Source organism: Pseudomonas sp. S09G 359 (assembly GCF_002843605.1).
GTDB lineage: Bacteria > Pseudomonadota > Gammaproteobacteria > Pseudomonadales > Pseudomonadaceae > Aquipseudomonas.
Genome location: NZ_CP025263.1, coordinates 2,950,462 through 2,969,303 on the forward strand (window position 1 = coordinate 2,950,462; position 18,842 = coordinate 2,969,303).

Genomic DNA, 18,842 nt, shown 5'->3' on the forward strand with positions numbered 1-18,842 from the left:
GTAGCCGCAGCGGCTACGCCGGCTGGCGCAGCGCGGCGATGATGAATGCATGCAGGCTATCGACCGCCTCCGACCCGCGCGAGGCGCGGCTGCGCAGGATTGAAACCTCCATGGGCTCAATGCTGCCCAGGCCGTGTTCGCTGCTCAGCACCTGCAGCGAGGCCTGCACGGTGCATTGGGTGATCGCCGCAATCGCCAGCCCACCTTCAACGGCGGCTACCTGGCCGGCAAGGCTGGAGCTATTGTAGACCACCTTGAATTCGCGGCCTTTTTGGCTCAGCGAATTCACCGCATAACGCCGCGCCAGGCTGGCACTTTCGTACACGGCAATCGGCAGCGGGTCGCGGCGCCACAGTTCGAACTGGGGCGAGCCAACCCACACCATCGGCTCCTTGAACAGAAAAGTGCCGCTTTGCGGGCTGTCCCGCGACACCAGCGCCAGATCAAGGTCGCCACTGCGTACACGTGGGATCAGCGCGGTCGATTGCTCGCAGGTCAGTTCTATTTCCACACCGGCGTAGCGCGGCGAGAAACGCTTGAGTACCGGTGTGAGGTACATCGCCGCATAGTCCTCAGCCACGCCAAGGCGGATGCGCCCGGTCAGTTCTTCGCCGTGAAACGCCGCCTGTGTCTCGGCGTGCAGGGCCAGCAGGCGCCGGGCGTAGCCCAGCAGTGTCTGGCCATCCGCCGTCAGTTGCAGGTGCCGAGGGCCACGGCTCAACAACGGTCGGCCGAGGGCGGCCTCGAGCTTTTTCATTTGCATGCTGACGGCGGACTGCGAGCGGTTGACCTCATGGGCCGCGCCCGACAGCGAACCGGCATCCACCACGGCCACGAAGCATTTGAGCCAATCAATCTGCAAATTGCTGGCAGGCATCGGGGTGACCTCTATTCGTTTATCGAATGGCTATACCGTGAATTATGCGCTTTTCATAAAGCTTGTTCACTCGCAAAATCCTCGCCTGAACCTACGCCTGCCGGACTTGATCATGCCCTTCGACACCTGGTTGCTCTACGTCATTACCTGCTTGGGCATCGCTGTCGTGCCAGGCCCCAATGCATTATTGGTGCTCACCCATGGCGCCCTGCACGGGTCGCGCAAAACGCTGTTCACCATCTCCGGCGGGGTGCTCGGGTTTGCGCTGGTGCTGTGTTTTTGCGCGTTGGGCCTGGGCGCGCTGATCCAGGCGTCGGCCACCGGGTTCATGGTCTTGAAAGTGGTGGGCGGGCTGTATCTGATCTGGCTGGGGTTCGGGTTGTGGCGCGCGGCTCCGGTGAGTTTGGAGGCGCCCGTTACCAACAGCCTGCGCAGTGGGTCGCTGTTTCGCCAAGGGTTGGTCTCGGCGATATCCAACCCCAAGGCGCTGCTGCTGTTCACCGCGTTTATTCCGCCGTTCCTGGACCCACACAGAAACCTCATCGCGCAGACCGCCGCGATTGCGCTGACCTATGCCGTGGTGGAATTTGTCGTTGAGTACCTGGTGGCCAGCGCCGCTCACCGAGTCAGGCCGTGGTTGGCCCGAACCGGGCGTCGATTCAATAAAGTCTGCGGTGGTTTTTTTGTGCTGTTCGGGTTGGCCTTGCCGGTGCATAGCTGACGGCAAGGCTAGAAGGTGGCGATCAGCGCCGGCCCAAAGGCTTCCTTGAGAAAACCCGGCGCGATATACCGTTCGTAATGCGCCTCGGACAGCAGGAAAAATTCCCGGTCTATCGCATCACGCAACTCCGTGAGGTTGCGCTCGCGGAATTCCGGCAGCAACGCCAGCCCATAGGCGTCCAGCTTGGAAATCACCCGCGCCCCGCGGGCAATCAGCTGGTAAGCCCAGCAATACGCTGACTGGTGAGCCATAAAGCGGATCTTGCGGTCTTCCAGTTGCTGGCGCAGGCGCTGGGGGTCGAACACTTCGAGCTTGCTGGCCATCACCTGTACCAACAGCTGTTCCAAGCGTAGCCACACTGCTTGTTTTTCTTCGGCGTTGTAGCCATTCCACTGGATCACTTCATGGTGATAACGCTTGCAGCCCCGGCAGACCAAGTCCCCGTAAACGGTGGAGCACAGGCCGACGCAGGGGGTCTTGATGGTTTGATTGGGCATAAGAGAGTGATTGTAAAGTCGATGGATCACCGATAACCAATGTGGGAGGGGGCTTGCCCCCGATAGCCAAGTGTCAGTTAGCACACCTGTGTTTGATGCACCGCTATCGGGGGCAAGCCCCCTCCCACATTTTTAAGGCAGTGTTGGATTAATCCCAGCTCAGCGCGCCGCCGGTCTGGTATTCGATCACACGGGTTTCGAAGAAGTTTTTCTCTTTCTTCAAGTCCATGATCTCGCTCATCCACGGGAACGGGTTAGTCGTCCCTGGGTACTCTTCCTTCAAGCCAATCTGCGACAAACGACGGTTCGCGATGAACTTGAGGTAGTCCTCCATCATCGCCGCATTCATGCCGAGAACACCGCGCGGCATGGTATCGCGCGCATATTCAATCTCCAGCTGAGTCCCCTGCAGAATCATCTGGGTCGCTTCTTCCTTCATCTCGGCATCCCACAAATGTGGGTTTTCGATTTTGATCTGGTTGATCACGTCGATACCGAAGTTCAGGTGCATCGACTCATCGCGCAGGATGTACTGGAACTGCTCGGCGACGCCGGTCATTTTGTTGCGGCGGCCCATGGAGAGGATCTGGGTGAAGCCGCAGTAGAAGAAGATGCCTTCCAGCACGCAGTAGTAGGCGACCAGGTTGCGCAGCAGCTCTTTATCAGTCTCGACGGTGCCGGTTTCGAACTTCGGATCGGAGATCGAGCGGGTGTATTTCAGACCCCATGCGGCCTTTTTGGCGACCGATGGAATCTCGTGGTACATGTTGAAGATTTCGCCTTCATCCATGGCCAGCGATTCGATGCAGTACTGGTAGGCGTGGGTGTGGATCGCTTCTTCGAAGGCCTGGCGCAGGATGTACTGGCGGCACTCCGGGTTGGTGATCAGGCGGTACACGGCCAGGACCAGGTTGTTCGCGACCAACGAGTCCGCAGTGGAGAAGAAGCCCAGGTTACGCATGACGATGCGGCGTTCGTCGTCGGTGAGGCCTTCGGGGTTTTTCCATAGGGCGATGTCGGCGGTCATGTTGACCTCTTGCGGCATCCAGTGGTTGGCGCAGCCGTCGAGGTACTTTTGCCAGGCCCAGTCGTACTTGAAGGGCACGAGTTGGTTGAGGTCGGCGCGGCAGTTGATCATGCGCTTTTCGTCAACGGCGACGCGGGCGGCGGAGCCTTCGAGTTCGGCGAGGCCTTCGGCGACGTCGAGTTTGTCCAGCGCAGCCTTGGCGCGGATGATCGCGGCGGAGTCGTTGGCGGTCACGTTGCGCGCTTCCAGGGCGGCAGCGGCGCCGGCACCGTCGAGGCGGTCCATGTTGGCTTCGGTAGCGTGGCCGGCGTTGGCGCCCCTGATCACCGCTGCACCGGTGTCTTCGTTGTCGACTTCATCCCAACTCAGCATTGAAATACTCCTTCCTGGTCTGTTCTGACGGTGTGTGAACCCGTCCAAAAATATGCGATTTGCAGGCTACTAGGCATTGAAATACTGCGCATAGTGTGGTCGGTAAATACCGATACTGCACACTATGTAGTGGTCTGTTCTGTTTGTGGGCACACTATATGGTGTGTGATAACGATGGTCAACGCACAAGAAGGGCATCCAGCGTCGCAGGCGCCATGAGCAAAACTCACAGCCCCATGACTTTTAATGGTTACGGCCCCTTTCACCGCCAGTGCTAAAAATTCGCCAACCAGCTCCCCACAACAACAACGAGCGTTTGCGCAATGAAAACACTGGATCTGTACATCGGCGAAGGCTTCGAAGGCCCGGGCGTCAACGCGGCCCATATCAACATCCTGATCGGCCCGCGCAATGGCCCGGCCGGGCAGGCATTCGCCAACAGCCTGGCCTCCCCAAGCCAGGGCCATTGCCCGTTCATGGTGATTGCCCAGCCGAATATCCCGGTCAAACCCATGACCCTCTACGTGAACAAGGCGGCCATCGGCAGCGACCTGCACGGCAACGCCACCTGGGGCGCCTCCCAGGCCGGCATCGCCAAGGCCGTGCTCGAAGCGCTGCTGGACGGCACCCTGCCGCCGGAAGCCGAAGACGAGTGGGCCATCGTCACCGCCAACTGGGTCAACCCGGCCTGCGATGACCTCGACGCCGTGTACCTCAACAACTACAACGCCTGCCGCACCGCGATCCGCGCCGCCCTGACCGGCACGCCGTACACCACGCAACTGGCGGATGTGGTCAACCACATCAGCAACCCTTTCTACACGCCAAAGGCCTGAGGGCATCCCCATGCAATACACACGATTGGGCAACTCCGGCCTGCAAGTCTCGCGCCTGTGCCTGGGCACCATGAACATGGGCACCCCGGACTGGAAACCGTGGATCTTCGACGAAAAGCAAAGCGAGCCTATCGTTGCCCACGCCCTGGACAACGGCGTCAACTTTATCGACCTGGCCGACTTCTACTCCGCAGGCGTCGGCGAAGAAGTGGTCGGGCGCATCCTCAAGCGCGTGGCGCGGCGTGAAGACATTGTGGTCACCACCAAGGTCGGCTACGGCACCCGCAGCGGTATCAACGCCAGCGGCCATTCGCGCAAGCACATCCTCGACAGCATCGACGCCTCCCTGAGCCGCCTGGGGATGGATTACGTCGACGTGTTCATGCTGCATTACTTCGATGTGAACACCCCGGTCGAAGAAACCATGAGCGCGATGAACGACATCGTGCGTTCCGGCAAGGCGCGCTACATCGGCGTGTCGACCATGCTCACCGGCCAGTTGGCCAGGATCCTCATGGCCTGCGAGCGCAATGGCTGGGTCAAGCCGATCAATATGCAGCTGCAACTGAACTGCGCCTACCGCGAAGAAGAGCGCGAGATGATCCCGTTCTGCCGCGACCAGGGCCTCGGCGTCTCGGTGTTCAGCCCGCTGGCGCGGGGTTTGCTCACCGGCGAAGTGCAGTCGACGCGCAACCAGACCGACTTCTTTACCCAGCAGATGTACAGCGACCGGGCTTCGTTCGATATTGCCCATTCGGTACAGCGCGTGGCGCGGGCCCGTGGCGTGTCCAACGCGCAGATCGCCCAGGCCTGGGTCGCCAACCACCCCGGCGTCGACGTGATGCTGGTGGGCGCCGACACCACCGCGCAATTTGACAGCGCGCTGGCGGCCCTCGACACCCATCTCGACGCCGAAGAGCTGCACGAACTGGAACGCAACTACACGCCGTGCGACGTGATCAACGACTACACCGCCGGCAAGCGCATCCTGCGTGAGGCCCGCCCGGGCCAGGACCGTTTCACCTTGACCGAGGCCGTGGCATGAACGCGCTGATCCGTACTGGCAACTACATCGATGGTCAATGGACCAGCGGTGGGCCGACCTACCCGGTGTACAACCCGGCCAATGGCGCGCTGATCGTTGAGGTGCAGCGCGCCGCTGCCGAAGCGACCCAGCAGGCCATCGACGCCGCCAACCGGGCCTTGCCAGCCTGGCGCAAACTCACCGCCAAGGAACGCAGCCAGCGCCTCAAGCGCTGGAGCGAGCTGATGCTCAGTCACCAGCAGGACCTGGCCCAATTGCTCAGCCTGGAGCAGGGCAAACCCCTGGCCGAAGCCATGGGCGAAGTGGTCTACGCCGCAAGCTTTCTGGAGTGGTTCGCAGAAGAAGCCAAACGCGCCTATGGCGACGTGATCCCCAGCCACAAGGCCGATGCGCGCGTCATCGTGGTCAAGGAAGCGATTGGCGTGGTCGCCGCCATCACGCCGTGGAATTTCCCGCTGGCCATGGTCACCCGCAAGGTCGGCCCGGCCCTGGCGGCGGGCTGCACCATGATCCTCAAACCTTCGGAAGAAACCCCGCTGTCGGCCTTTGCCCTGGCGGTGCTGGCCGAGCAGGCCGGCATTCCTGCCGGCGTGTTCAATATCGTCTCCGGTGACGCCGTGGCCATCGGCGGCGCGCTGCAAGCCTCCAGTGTGGTGCGCAAGCTGTCGTTTACCGGCTCCACGCGCACCGGCAAGCTGCTGATGCGCCAGGCGGCGGACACGCTGAAAAAAGTCTCCCTGGAACTGGGCGGCAATGCGCCGTTCATTGTGTTCGACGACGCCGACCTCGACGCGGCCGTCAAAGGTGCCATGGCCTCCAAGTTCCGCAACACCGGGCAGACCTGCGTGTGCGTCAACCGTTTCTATATTCAGGACGGCGTGTACGAGGCGTTCACCCGTAAGCTGGCCGAAGCGGTCAGCGCCATGCGCGTCGGCAGCGCGTTGCACGGCGACACCGAACAAGGCCCGCTGATCAACGCCGCCGCGCTGGCCAAGGTCGAAGCCCACGTCGGCGACGCCTTGGAGAAGGGCGCCAAGCTGCTGTGCGGCGGTCGTCGCCACGCGCTCGGCGGCACCTTCTTTGAACCAACCATCCTCACCGAAGCCAATGGCGACATGCTCATCGCGCAGGAAGAAACCTTCGGCCCGGTGGCCGCCTGTTTCCGCTTCAGCGATGAAGCCGAAGTGCTGCAACGCGCCAATGACACCCCGTTCGGCCTGTCCGCCTACTTCTACAGTCGCGATATCGGCCGTGTGTGGCGCATGGCCGAAGGGTTGGAGGCGGGCATGGTCGGTATTAATGAAGGGATCATCTCCACCGAAGTCGCGCCCTTTGGCGGCATCAAGGAGTCGGGCCTGGGCCGTGAAGGTTCCAAGTACGGCCTGGAGGATTACCTGGAGATCAAGTACCTGTTGATGGGTGGGCTGTAACCCGTTGGCTCAGCCATTGGGTAAACAGCCGAACCTTGGATAAACCCTGTTTGTCCGTCGCCACATCCAGCCAATAGCCATAGGGGCCGATCACTTCCACGGGAGTGATCGGCAGCAGGCTGCCATTGGCCAACTCGCGCTCGATCATCTGCCGGTCGATCACGGCCAGCCCACCGCCCGCCAGGGCGGTGTGGATCACCTGGTCGAGGGTGCTGAACTCCAGGCCCTGGTCCGCTTCAACATCATCCCGACCCATCGCCGCCAACCAGTTTTCCCAAACTTTCAAGCGTTTGCCGTCGTGCAGGATATGCAGCAAGGGGAAGCGCCGCAGATCCGGCGGTTGGCCGTGCGTGAACAGCTCGGGGCTGGCCACGGCGATGTGGCGTTCCATCACCAGCAACTCACTGCTGCACTGCGCCGCCGGCTCCAGGCCGAAGCGAATTTGGCAGTCGATTTCCGTGAGGCTCGCGTGGCTGTTCTGGTGGGTGACGCTGAGGTTGATATCCGGGTAGCGCTCACAAAAGTGGCGCAAATGCGCGGACAGCCAACGCGTGGCCCAGGTCGGCGGCGCCACGATGCGCAGGCGCTGGCGCAGGTTGGGCACGCGTACGGCGTGCAGGGCCCGCTCGATATGGTCAAAGGCATCGCTCAGGTGTGGTGAAAGGGCGAAGCCGGCTTCGGTCAGGGACAGGCCTTGCGGGGTGCGGATGAAGAGGGCAACGCCGAGGTAGTCTTCGAGCTGCTTGATCTGTCGGCTGACGGCGCCTTGGGTGACGTTGAGGGTCACGGCGGCGCGGCTGAAGCTGCGGTGGCGGGCGACTTCTTCGAAGACGCGGAGCATGTTGAGGGCGGGGAGGTGGCGCATGGGTGGGTTCCATACTTTATTTTTGTAGGGATTTGCTGGCCTCATCGGGGGCAAGCCCCCTCCCACATTTGATAGGCGGCGCGGTCAAAGTGTGGGAGGGGGCTTGTCGAATCGTCGCACCGCCCCGATGGCGTCAGTGCAAACGCCGCTAAGTTAGAAGTAATACCCAATATTCATATACAGCTGATTCTCCCACTGGTTACTCCCCCCAGCCGCCAAGCTCTGGGTATAGCTGCTACCGCCGATATACGGGTCGTTCTTGCCAATCAACCACTCCGTGGCGATCCACAATTTGCTCAACGAAAACGACGTACCGAGGATCACCCGCTGCGAAGTCTTGAACTCATCCGCGGATTTATCAAACGCGCTGTAGTTGGCATACAGCTTCACACCGCTGACCTGGTCCCACAGGTATTTGCCGCCGACGTCGTAGCTCAAGTCCGCGACATACAGGTTGCCACGGCTGGCGACGTTGAACGTGCCGTCGTAGCCGCCCAGGGTCACGACTTCGTCGGTGCCGGCGTTGCGCGGTGACATTTGTTGGCGCGCCGCTTGCAATTGCACGCCCCACGGGCCGTTTTTGCCCAGATAGTGGATGGCCACCGCGTTGCGCCGGCCGTCGTTGCCGGTGTCTTTGTTTTCCAGGGTGGAGGTGAGGCCGGAAACGCCCACTTCGGATTTCCAGTCGCCCAGGTCCAAGGCCTTGGCCACACGCAACACCACGGTGTTGCGTTCCTGGTTGTCGCTGCCGTCGGCCACGTAGCTGTCGGCGCCGGAGACCACGCTGGAGTAGGTCACGCCCTTGCTGGTGCCCTTGCCTTGCCAGGCGGGGCGCAGGTAGTAGCCGGCCTGGAGATTCCAGTCGCCGCTCTGCTGCACGTATTTGGCGCCGACCTGTTGCACGTCTTCCAGGCCGATCACATTGCCCAGGGTTTCGTAGAAGGTGCTGCCGAAGTACGGCTGCAGGCCGAACGGCACGGTGTTCAGGCCCACTTGCACCTGCTGCTCGGGGTTGAACTTGTAGCCCACCCAGGCGAATTTGGCGAACTGGATATCGCCGTAATTCTTGGTGTACTGGTACGGGTAGGAGCGCCCGTAGAAACGGTACTGCGCCTCGCCGATCCAGCTGTCGGAGTTGTACTTGGCGCTGAGGAACACGGTGTCGAGGCCGAACTTCTGGATATCGCGGTCCGGGTCGTAGTCCCAGCGCGCCCGGATGGCGCCGCCGAGGTCGAGGTTGTCGGTGACTTGTACGGCCATGGCCGGTGCCGCCAGGGCGCCGAGCACGGGGATGAGGGTGAAGTAGCGCATCGTTGGTCGCATGGTTTTACTCTCTTTTTAGTTTTTTTAGGCAACAGCAGCCCGTTGCCGCAGCGAATGCTGCGACGCGGGGTAAAGGTTCGAACTCAGTGCGCGGCGGGGCGGATCAGCCGCAGCGGTGGCCCGCCGGCGGGCAGTTCGGATGCACCCGGGGCGGCCGCCAGCAGCGCCTGGGTGTAGGCATTCTGTGGGCGCAGCAGCACCTGTTCGGCGCTGCCGTATTCCACCACTTCGCCCTGGCGCATCACCGCGATGTGGTCGCTGATCTGCGCTGCCACGCGCAGGTCGTGGGTGATAAACAGGATGCTCAGGTTCAACTGCTGTTGCAGCTCGGCGAGCAATTCCAGCACCTGTTTTTGCACCGACACATCCAGCGCCGACACGCTTTCATCGGCGATCAGCACTTCCGGGCGCATCGCCAGGGCGCGGGCAATGCCGATGCGCTGGCGCTGGCCGCCGGAGAACTGCCGAGGCTTGCGCTGCAAGGCATCGCGCTTGAGCCCCACTTGCTCGAGCAAATCACCGGCCTCGGCCCAGGCATCCTTGGCGGACAACCCGCGTAATTGCGCGGCGCGGGCGATGATGTCGCCCACCCGATGGCGGGGGTTCAGCGAGCCGTACGGGTCCTGGAAAATCATCTGGATGCGCCGCCGGTTGGCCGCCAATGCGCCACCGCGCAGGGCGAGAAAATCCGTATCGCCGACCCACACATGCCCGCTGTCGCTGTCCACCAGGCGGATCGCGGCCTTGACCAGGGTGCTTTTGCCCGAGCCGGACTCGCCGACAATCGCCAGGGTCTTGCCCCGTGGCAGGTTCAGCGACACATCTCGCAGCGCAGCTACCGAGCTGCCGCCGACGTTGTAGGTTTTAGTCAGGTGCTCGATGCGCAGGGCCATATCGCCGTCGGCGCTTGGCACGTGCAGTTCGGGATGCAGGGCCGGCACCGCCGCAATCAGCTTGCGCGTATAGGCGTGGGCGGGGGCGTTCAACACCTGGTCGCGTGTGCCGATTTCCACCAGGCGGCCGCCTTCCATCACAGCAATGCGGTCGGCAATTTGCGCGACCACGCCGAAGTCGTGGGTGATAAACAGAATGCCGTGCTGACCGCGCCCGCGCAGGTCGCGCACCAGTTGCAGCACCTGGGCCTGGTTGGTCACGTCGAGGGCCGTGGTAGGTTCGTCGGCGATCAACAGGTCCGGGTTCATCGCCAGGGCCATGGCGATCACTACCCGCTGGCATTGGCCACCGGAGAGTTGATGCGGGAAGCTGTTGGCGATGCGCGGCGGGTCCGGCAGATGGGTGGAGGCCAGCAGCGCGAGCATGCGTTCGCGACGTTCGGCGGCGGGCATTTGCGGCGCGTGGATGTCGAAGATTTCTTCGACTTGCCGGCCGATGCGGATCGCCGGGTTCAGCGCCGCCATGGGCTCTTGGAAAATCATCGCGATGCGGTTGCCGCGCAGTGCGCGTAGGCGGGTGTCATCCAGGGTGCAGATGTCATCGCCAAGAAAGTCGATGACCCCACCGGCATGCCGCAGGCCCTTGGCGTAATCGCCCATGATCGCGGCCGACAACACCGATTTGCCCGAGCCCGACTCGCCGATCACGCAGAGGATTTCGCCCTTGCGCACGTCCAGGCTGATGCCCTGCACCGCATGGCTGCGGTCCGCGCCCTTGGGCAGTTCGACGGACAGATTCTCGACCCGCAACACCGTTTGATGGCTGCTCATGCTCAACTCCTTGCGCCTTGCTGCGCGTGTTCATCCAGCCCGTCGGCGAGCAGGCTCAGGCCGAGCATCAGGGTGGAAATGGCGATGCACGGGAAAATGACCAGGTGCGGGAAAGTAATCGCCATGGCGCGGCCGTCGTTGATCATGCCGCCCCAGTCCGGGGTCGGTGGCGGCAGGCCGAGGCCGAGGAAGCCGAGGGCGCCGATCATGATCGCGGTGTAGCCGATGCGCAGGCAGAAATCGACGATCAGCGGCCCGCCGCAATTGGGCAGGATTTCCACCAGCATGATGCGCAGCGCGCCTTCGCCCTGGGTGACGGCGCTGAGCACGTAGTCGCGCGAGCGGATATCGATGGTCAGCGCGCGCATGATGCGGAAGATCGCCGGGGCACTGGTGAACGTCACCGCAATCAGGATATTCAGCGCCGAGGCGCCGAGGGCGATGATGATCACGATGTACAGCACCAGCACCGGGAACGACAGCACGGTGTCCGCCAGGTAGGACAGCGCCGCATCCACCCAGCCGCCGAAGTAACCGGCGCAGAGGCCCATGGCGATGCCCACGGCAAACGCCGTGAGGGTCGCGAGCACCGACCAGAACAGCACGGTGCGTGTGCCCCAGATCAGCCGCGAAAGAATGTCGCGGCCAATCATGTCGGTGCCCAGCAGGAAGCTCGCGCCGTCATCGCCGGCGGTCATCGGCGTGAGCAGCGGGGTAAAGCTTTCCAGCGGGTCATGGGGCGCCAGCCACGGCGCGCACACGGCGATCAGCAGCCAGCCGCCAACCAGCAACAGGCCGAGCAGGGCCAACGGGTGCTTGAAGGATTTGAGCAGGTTCATTGGCGGCCTCCGCCGAGACTGCGCAGGGTGATGCGCGGGTTGAGCCAGGTGTAGGCCAGGTCTGAGAAGATCTTGCTGACGCCCACCACCACGCCGCTGATCATCGCGCAGGCTTCGATCAGGTAGACGTCATGGTTGAGCGACGCGGTATAGAGCATCGAGCCGAAGCCCTTGTAGGCGAAAAACACCTCGACCACGATCACGTTCGACAGCAGCCAGGGGATGTACAGCATGATCACCGTGACCGGCGCGATCAGCACGTTGCGCAGGGCATGGCGCAGCACGATGCGCGTGGTCGAGGCGCCCTTGAGCCGGGCGGTGCGGATGTACGGTGCCTGCATCACTTCGACCATGGACGCGCGGGTGATGCGCGCCAGGTAGCCGATGCCGAACAGGCACAGCACCATCAGCGGCAGCACCAGTTGTACCGCGCTGAAACCGTCGCTCATGCTGCTCACGCCGGGCAGCCAGTTGAGCCAGAACACAAAGATCGCCGAGACAAATACTGCGCTGGCGAAGTCCGGGATCGAGGTGGTGACGATCGACAGGAACGACACCAGCCGGTCGACCGGCGAGCCCTGGCGAATCCCGGCGAGAATGCCCAACGTCAGCGCTACCGGGACCATCACCAGCAAGGCCAGGCCGGCCAGGGTCAGGGTTTGCCAGAGGTTGGGCAGCAACAGCTTGAGCACCGGCTCACGGAAGTAGACCGAGGTGCCCCAGTCGCCGCTGACAAAGTCCTTGAGCCACACCAGGTAGCGCCACACGAACGGTTGGTTGTAGCCGTGTTCCAGCAACCACGCCGCGCGCTGGTCGGCGGCGGAGTAGGGGCCGAGGACGTTGATTGCGACGTCCTCGATGTTCAGTTCCAGGGCCAGGAACACAATCAGCGACACCGACAGCAGGGTCGCCAACAGCATCAGCAATTTTCGCGATAGAAAATGAACCATCAGGTGCATGCTCCGACAGGGAAGGGGGTGTAGCGTCTGGGAATCAGGCGCTCAGCCAGACATTGCCCATGGGGTAGAAGTCGGAAGGGTGCACTTGGAAGCCCTGGACCTTTTTGCTCACGGCGGTGAACTTGTCGCCCCAGAACGGCTGCACGATCACGCACGCGTCCTGCAGGATCTGCTCGACGCTGTGCATGGCCTGCGCACGTTGCTTGGGGTCGATGATGCCCATGGCTTTGTCCAGGGCGGCATCGAAGGCCGGGTCGCTGTAGTGGCTTTCATTCCAGGCGCCGCCGCCGCGATAGGCCAGCTCCAGGGACATCACCCCCAGCGGGCGATGGGCCCAATAGGTGAGGCTAAAGGCGGCCTTGTCCCAGATCGGCCAGTACTGCGCGGCGGGCACCACTTTGAGATTGATGCGGATGCCGGCTTCCAGGCAGTTCTGTTGCAGGATCTGTGCGCAGTCCTGCTCATAACGGCCCTGGGTGTTGCCGACGATCAGGTCGATGTCCAGGCCATTGGGGAAGCCGGCTTCGACCAAGAGTTTTTTCGCTGCCGCCACATCGCGCTCGCGCTTGGGCAGTGGGAAATACTCGGGATGGGACGGCGCCACGTGGTGGTCTTCACCCAGGGTGCCCATGCCGCGATAGGCGACCTTGAGCATCTGCGCGTTGTCGGCGCAGAGCACCACGGCTTTACGCACGCGCACGTCGGTGAAGGGCTTCTGGTCGCAGGCCATGCGCATCACCACGGTCTGCGCGGATTTGCAGCTGAGCAATTGCGCACCGGGCAGGCGCTTGGCCAGGTCCAGCTCGGCCACGGTGACGCGGTAGAGCACGTCGACTTGCCCGGCTTGCAGGGCGGCGAGGTGGGTGGACACGTCGGTGCCCATGTCGATGTAGCGCAGCTCATCGAGGTTGGCGGGATTGCCCCAGTAATCGGCGCGCTTGGAGAAGGTCGCCTGCTTGTTCACCGCAAACGACACCAGCTTGAACGGGCCGGTGGCCAACGGGTTTTTCGCCCAGTCATCGCCGGCCTTGAAGCTGCGATGGACCAGGGCGCAGGTGAACGCGTTGAGCATCTCCGGAATCGCCAGGATCGGCCGCTTGAGTTGCAGGTGGAACTGGTAGTCGCTGACTTTTTCGAAGGCCTTGATGTCCTGGAACGCGGTGCGGTTGACCGACTTGGAGTCGGCGGCGATCCAGCGTTGGATATTGTGTTGCACGTCGTCGGCGTTGAAGCTGTCGCCGTTGCTCCACTTCACGTCCTGGCGCAGGTTGAAGGTCCAGGTGGTGAGGTCCTCGGACGGGCTCCAGCTTTCGGCCAGGTATGGGTGGGTGATGTTGTCGGCATCGACCCAGGTGAGGTATTCGAGGGAATTGCGCAACAGGTTAGAGGCTTCGATCCAGGTGATCAGCATCGGGTCCTGGATTTCCTGGATGGCGCAGGCAAATCGCAGGCTGCCGCCCTGACGTGCCGGGGTACCGTCGGCGGCCTGGGCAGCACTGCCGAACACGGCCGAGCCGATGAAGCTGGAGGCGCTGGCCACAGTGATGCCAAGGAGAGTGGCGGTGCGCAGGAATTGACGGCGGTTGATCTCGCCAATTTGCACCTGCTTGCACAGCGCATCGACGGCGGTGTGCGGCGCGTTACCGTCCAGGGTCGTTAGAACGTTGGAATCGGACATGGGGCTGCTCTCATGTTGTTTTTATTAGAGATGGCCGCAGTTTTTGTCATCGTTGCCGCGATCGACAAACGATAAATTCAGCGCTTAAACGTTCGTTAAACGCATGTTAGTCAGCGGGGGCAGGGAAAGCTGTCGAGATAGACGCGCCGGTGAGGCATACATCGTTGCAGCCCGATACAAAAAATCATGTTGGCTAGGAAAAAACCGCTGGCTCGTGGGATGCTTGGCACCTCGTCAGCCGCCTTCGAGTGCCTCCCATGAAACGCAAAATGCCCGGTCTCAATGCCCTCAAGGCCTTCGAAGTGGCCGGCAGCACCGGCAGTTTTACCCGCGCTGCAGAACTGTTGAATGTGACCCAGAGCGCGGTGAGCCGCCAGGTGCGGCAACTGGAAGAACAGCTGGGCGAGAACCTGCTGGAGCGCCGTCACCATCACCTGGAACTGACCAGTGCCGGCCGGGTGTTGCTGCGCGCGTTGCATCAGTCGTTCGACAAGATCGAGCTGACGGTGCGCAGCATCCAGCAGAAAACCCATTCCAACCGCTTGCACGTCAACGCCCCGCCAACTTTTACCAGCCGCTGGCTGATGCCGCGCCTGGGGCGCCTGCGCGAGGCCCATCCCGAGCTGGAACTGAGCATCACCACTTGTTTGCAGGACAGCTTGGCGCAGACCAGCACCCTCGATTGCGCGATCCGTTTTGGCAACGGTGAGTGGGATGGCCTGGACAGTTCACTGCTGGTGCAGGAGCGGCATATCGCCGTGTGCGCGCCGTCACTGTATGCCCGCGAGTGCAGCGATGACGGCGTGGACCTCAATCGCATGACCTTGCTGCATGTGCTGGCCAGCGAGGATCAGCGTTACCTCACGTGGAAACACTGGCTGGATGCCGCACGCATCCACGGGGTGGATACCCAGGGCGGCTATGAGTTCGACCTGCTGGACCTGGCCATTCGCGCGGCCACCGATGGGTTGGGCATTACCATTGCCGACTGGCATATGGTCGCGTCGGAGCTGGCGTCCGGGCAGTTGACCCAGGTGCTCAACGTGCATGTAGAGGGCCACCAATCATATTGGCTGGTGACCCGGCCGGAGCAGACCGATCTGCCGCAGTTGCAGGTGTTCAGCCAGTGGTTGCAGGAAGAAATCTGGTTGGCGCAGCGGCAGTTGGAGCCGTCTACGGCGGCGAACTGATCATTGAAGTTGGGCGCAATTCAAAGGTGGGAGGGGGCTTGCCCGCGATGGCGGTGGATCAGTGACAGATTGATCAACTGACACACCCTCATCGGGAGCAAGCCCCCTCCCACATTTAGATTGTGCTCGGCATCACAGGCTGATTTTGATCTGCGCACACAACCCACCTTCCGGGCGGTTGCTCAAGGTCAGCGAGCCACCAATCGCTACGGCCAGTTGCTGGGCAATCGCCAACCCCAGCCCGGTGCCGCCGGTGCCGCGGTTGCGTGAGCTTTCTACCCGGTAAAACGGTTGCAGCACCTGCTCCAGTTCATCCTCGGCGATGCCCGGGCCGTTATCCAGCACCTTGATCGACAGCTCGCCATTGGCCGTCGAGCCGACTTCCACCTGGGCTGCGCCGGCGAATTTCAAGGCATTGTCCACCAGGTTGACCAGCACCCGGCGCAGTGCATGGGGACGAGTGACGAGGACCACGGCGCTTTTGCCGCTGAGGCTGACCTGTTTTTGCATGTCCTGGTAATCGAACACCAGGCTGTCGAGGAACGCGTCGAGGTCGATGCGGTGGCTGGCTTCGGTGGCGCCGTGCACGCTGCGGGCATAGGCCACGCCTTCGCGTACCAGGTGTTCCATCTCGCCGAGGTCGCTCCAGAGTTTGTCGCGATCGACTGAATCTTCCATGAATTCGGCGCGCAGCTTCATCCGCGTGATAGGGGTTTGCAGGTCGTGGGAAATCGCCGCGAGGATCTGCATGCGCTCCTTGAGGTATTCGGCGATGCGCTGTTGCATGGCGTTGAAGGCGGCGGCGGCGTGGGCCACTTCGGTGGGGCCCTGCTCATCCAGCGGCGTGGGATGGGCGTTAGGGTCCAGGGTTTCCACGGCGCGCGCCAGGCGGGTCAGCGGGCGGATGGCCAGGCGCACGGCGAACCACGTGCAACCCAGCAGCAGCGCGAGTTGCAGTACCAGCACCACCGGCAGCCAGTAGGCGACAGGCATGGCGGCGGGGCGCAGGTCGAGGGTGATCGGGCTGCCATCGGCCAGGGTCAGGTGCGCCTGGAAATGCTTCTGCCCACCGGGAATCTCGCGAAAGCTCAGGCTGTAGTGTTCGCCCAGCGCATCGACAATCGAGGTGGCGGCCATGGGCATGTCGTCACTGCGCAAGGGCTGGCCGGGCTCGCCGGCGTTGAGCAGGTAACGGTAGTTCTGCCGGTCGATACGCGGCAGCCAGCTGGCGCGCTCGTTGGCTGGCAGGCGGTCGAGGATTGCTACGGAAGTGGCGACATCGTTTTCCAGGTTGCCCAACATAGTGCTGCGCGCGCTGGTGTAGCGTTCGTAGAACTGCGCGCTGAAGGACAAGCCATGGGCGCACACCAGGCTGATCAGAAAGATCAGCGACAACTGCGACGCCAGGGTGCGTGGCCAGCCGAACCGAACGGTCATTGATCGGCCTCGAGGATTTCCACGGCCAGGGAGAACACATAACCCTCGCTGCGCACGGTCTTGATATAGGCCGGTTCGCGGGCGTCATCCAGCAGGCGCTGGCGCAGGCGGCTCACCAGCAGGTCGATGGAACGGTCGAACAAGTCGGCGTCGCGGCCCTGGGTCAGGTTGAGTAACTGGTCGCGGTTGAGCACGCGCTGGGGGTGGTCGAGGAACACCCGCAGCAGGCGGTATTCCGCGCCGCTGAGGGCGACCAGGGTGTTGTCTTCGTCGAGTAGATGACGCGCGGTGGTGTCCAGGCGCCAGCGCCCGAAACGGATCAGGCGCCCGGTTTCACTGACCACCAGGTTTGGCGGCAGCATCCGCGTACGGCGCAATACCGCGTTGATGCGCGCCAGCAGTTCGCGAGCGGCGAAGGGCTTGACCAGGTAATCGTCGGCGCCCATTTCCAGGCCGATGATGCGGTCGGTTTCGTCGTTGCGCGCGGTCAGCATCAACACCGGCGTGGCCTTGTGCTTGCCCACCCGCAGTTCGCGGCACAGCTGCAGGCCGTCGTCGCCAGGCATCATGATGTCCAGCACGATCAGGTCGACCGGGGTGGTGTCGAGGAAGCTGCGCATCTGGCGGCCGTCGGCGACCACGGTGGTGCGCATGCCGTTTTTTTTCAGGTAATTGCCCACCAGTTCGCGGATCTCCCGGTCGTCATCGACGATCAGGATGTGATCGACATGATCCATGCTGACTCCCTCGTTAAATGCTCATTGGGGCGCAGTCTAGCGACTGTCGCGGCGCTTGCCTTGTGCCCTTTGTATTGCAGTGTATCTGGCGATAAGGAGATACACGCCGAAGCAAAAAACCGTCGATTGAGGTGTCTCGACCTGCCTAAGCTAATGCTAAAAAGATATTTATTAATGGTTTTTAAGATCGTTTAGCTTGGATGCTTCTGAAGACGCTTGTTCATGGAGCGAACCGCCGATGTCCCACGTGCAATCCATCACCACCTTGCCGCTGCTGGACCTGTCGCAGCTGGACGGCAGCCCGCAGCAGCGCCAGCAGTTTCTCGATGAACTCAGGCTGGCCGCCCGGCACATCGGGTTTTTCTACCTGACCGGGCATGGTATCGACCCGGCGCTGTTGAGCCAGGTGCAGCAGCAGGCGCGCGGGTTTTTTGCCCTGCCTGAGGCGGACAAACTGGCGGTGGGCATGCTCAACTCGCCGCATTTTCGCGGTTACAACCGCGCGGCTTCGGAGATCACCCGTGGCCAGCCCGACCTGCGCGAACAGTTCGACGTCGGCGCCGAGCGCGCGCCCTTGACCGTGGAACAACACCCGGCCGCTTGGGCCCGCCTGCAGGGCCCCAACCAATGGCCAGCGGCCTTGCCCGAGTTGAAACCGCTGGTGCTCGGCTGGCAGCAGGCGATGACGCAAATGGCCCTGCGCCTGTTGCGTGCGTTCGCCCAGGCCTTGTCCCTGCCGGAAACGGCGTTTGATGCGCTGTACGGCGACAAACCCAATGAACACATCAAGTTGATCCGCTACCCCGGTCGCCATGCCCAGCAAAGCCGCCAGGGCGTGGGCGCGCACAAGGATTCCGGCTTCCTCAGCTTCCTGTTGCAAGACCAGCAGGCCGGCTTGCAGGTGGAAGTGGAGGACGGCCGCTGGATCGATGCCTCGCCACGGCCCGATACCCTGGTGGTGAATATCGGCGAACTGCTGGAACTGGCCAGCAACGGTTACCTGCGGGCCACCGTACACCGGGTGGTGTCGCCGCCGGTGGGCAGCGAGCGTTTATCCCTGGCGTTTTTCCTCGGCGCGCAGCTGGACGCGGTGGTGCCGGTGTATGAATTGGCCTCCGAACTGCTGCGCGATGCCCATGGCCCCACCAGCGACCCGCGCAACCCGTTGCTGCGCGATGTGGGCTGGAACTACCTCAAGGGCCGCCTGCGCTCCCACCCTGATGTCGCGCAACGTTTCTACGCCGACGCCATTCTTCCCCAAGCACTGTCCGCCTGATCAGGAGAT

At 62.6% G+C, this 18,842-nt stretch carries 17 protein-coding genes; 6 read left to right on the top strand and 11 right to left on the bottom strand.

Annotated features, from left to right (window positions below):
* Positions 1-13 precede the first annotated feature (13 nt).
* Positions 14-877, bottom strand: a complete 864-nt coding sequence (locus tag CXQ82_RS13205) for a LysR family transcriptional regulator (RefSeq protein ID WP_101269578.1) — start codon at positions 875-877, stop codon at positions 14-16.
* Positions 878-989: 112 nt separating this feature from the next.
* Here CXQ82_RS13205 and CXQ82_RS13210 point away from each other — a divergent pair, with 112 nt between their 5' ends.
* The gene (locus CXQ82_RS13210; protein WP_101269580.1) at positions 990-1,598 is read left to right on the top strand and encodes a LysE family translocator; all 609 of its coding nucleotides are present in this window, start codon (positions 990-992) and stop codon (positions 1,596-1,598) included.
* An 8-nt stretch (positions 1,599-1,606) separates the two neighbouring features.
* Here the strand turns inward: CXQ82_RS13210 and CXQ82_RS13215 are convergent, their stop codons facing one another.
* The gene (locus CXQ82_RS13215; RefSeq protein ID WP_101269583.1) at positions 1,607-2,095 is read right to left on the bottom strand and encodes a DUF1289 domain-containing protein; all 489 of its coding nucleotides are present in this window, start codon (positions 2,093-2,095) and stop codon (positions 1,607-1,609) included.
* Between the two features lie 148 nt (positions 2,096-2,243).
* Positions 2,244-3,494 carry a ribonucleotide-diphosphate reductase subunit beta gene (locus CXQ82_RS13220; RefSeq protein WP_101269586.1) on the bottom strand — a complete coding sequence of 417 codons (1,251 nt, stop codon included), beginning with the start codon at positions 3,492-3,494 and terminating at the stop codon, positions 2,244-2,246.
* Between the two features lie 323 nt (positions 3,495-3,817).
* Between CXQ82_RS13220 and fae the strand changes: the two genes are divergently transcribed.
* The 3 genes from fae to CXQ82_RS13235 are packed head-to-tail and all read left to right on the top strand — an operon-like array spanning position 3,818 to position 6,805.
* The gene (fae, locus tag CXQ82_RS13225; protein WP_101269588.1) at positions 3,818-4,330 is read left to right on the top strand and encodes a formaldehyde-activating enzyme; all 513 of its coding nucleotides are present in this window, start codon (positions 3,818-3,820) and stop codon (positions 4,328-4,330) included.
* A 10-nt stretch (positions 4,331-4,340) separates the two neighbouring features.
* Positions 4,341-5,375 carry an aldo/keto reductase gene (locus CXQ82_RS13230; RefSeq protein ID WP_101269591.1) on the top strand — a complete coding sequence of 345 codons (1,035 nt, stop codon included), beginning with the start codon at positions 4,341-4,343 and terminating at the stop codon, positions 5,373-5,375.
* Entirely contained in the window at positions 5,372-6,805 is a 1,434-nt protein-coding gene (locus tag CXQ82_RS13235) for an NAD-dependent succinate-semialdehyde dehydrogenase (RefSeq protein WP_101269593.1), read from the top strand. The genes CXQ82_RS13230 and CXQ82_RS13235 overlap by 4 nt, the downstream gene beginning before the upstream one ends.
* Here CXQ82_RS13235 and CXQ82_RS13240 read toward each other — a convergent pair.
* The 6 genes from CXQ82_RS13240 to CXQ82_RS13265 all read right to left on the bottom strand — a co-directional run bounded on the left by CXQ82_RS13240 (position 6,777) and on the right by CXQ82_RS13265 (position 14,193).
* Complete coding sequence (locus CXQ82_RS13240) at positions 6,777-7,670, bottom strand: LysR substrate-binding domain-containing protein (RefSeq protein WP_101269595.1); 894 nt, start codon at positions 7,668-7,670, stop codon at positions 6,777-6,779. The genes CXQ82_RS13235 and CXQ82_RS13240 overlap by 29 nt on opposite strands.
* 153 nt (positions 7,671-7,823) lie before the next feature.
* Entirely contained in the window at positions 7,824-8,993 is a 1,170-nt protein-coding gene (locus CXQ82_RS13245) for a hypothetical protein (protein WP_101269597.1), read from the bottom strand.
* An 83-nt stretch (positions 8,994-9,076) separates the two neighbouring features.
* Positions 9,077-10,717 (bottom strand): ABC transporter ATP-binding protein, encoded by a 1,641-nt coding sequence (locus CXQ82_RS13250; RefSeq protein WP_101269599.1) that lies wholly within the window; start codon positions 10,715-10,717, stop codon positions 9,077-9,079.
* Positions 10,718-10,719: 2 nt separating this feature from the next.
* Positions 10,720-11,556 (bottom strand): ABC transporter permease, encoded by an 837-nt coding sequence (locus CXQ82_RS13255; RefSeq protein ID WP_101269601.1) that lies wholly within the window; start codon positions 11,554-11,556, stop codon positions 10,720-10,722.
* Positions 11,553-12,506, bottom strand: a complete 954-nt coding sequence (locus CXQ82_RS13260) for an ABC transporter permease (protein ID WP_101273780.1) — start codon at positions 12,504-12,506, stop codon at positions 11,553-11,555. Before CXQ82_RS13260 ends, CXQ82_RS13255 begins: the two co-directional genes overlap by 4 nt.
* Before the next feature lie 43 nt (positions 12,507-12,549).
* Positions 12,550-14,193 carry an ABC transporter substrate-binding protein gene (locus CXQ82_RS13265; RefSeq protein ID WP_101269603.1) on the bottom strand — a complete coding sequence of 548 codons (1,644 nt, stop codon included), beginning with the start codon at positions 14,191-14,193 and terminating at the stop codon, positions 12,550-12,552.
* A gap of 257 nt (positions 14,194-14,450) precedes the next feature.
* On the opposite strand from CXQ82_RS13265, the gene CXQ82_RS13270 reads away from it, so the two are divergent.
* The gene (locus CXQ82_RS13270; RefSeq protein ID WP_101269605.1) at positions 14,451-15,383 is read left to right on the top strand and encodes a LysR substrate-binding domain-containing protein; all 933 of its coding nucleotides are present in this window, start codon (positions 14,451-14,453) and stop codon (positions 15,381-15,383) included.
* Positions 15,384-15,515: 132 nt separating this feature from the next.
* Here CXQ82_RS13270 and CXQ82_RS13275 read toward each other — a convergent pair whose 3' ends face one another.
* Positions 15,516-16,820, bottom strand: a complete 1,305-nt coding sequence (locus CXQ82_RS13275) for an ATP-binding protein (RefSeq protein WP_101269607.1) — start codon at positions 16,818-16,820, stop codon at positions 15,516-15,518.
* Positions 16,817-17,557 (bottom strand): response regulator, encoded by a 741-nt coding sequence (locus CXQ82_RS13280; RefSeq protein WP_101269609.1) that lies wholly within the window; start codon positions 17,555-17,557, stop codon positions 16,817-16,819. Before CXQ82_RS13280 ends, CXQ82_RS13275 begins: the two co-directional genes overlap by 4 nt.
* Positions 17,558-17,795: 238 nt before the next feature.
* Between CXQ82_RS13280 and CXQ82_RS13285 the strand changes: the two genes are divergently transcribed.
* A complete protein-coding gene (locus CXQ82_RS13285; protein WP_101269611.1) occupies positions 17,796-18,833 on the top strand; it encodes an isopenicillin N synthase family oxygenase in 1,038 nt (345 codons plus the stop codon).
* Positions 18,834-18,842: the final 9 nt, after the last annotated feature.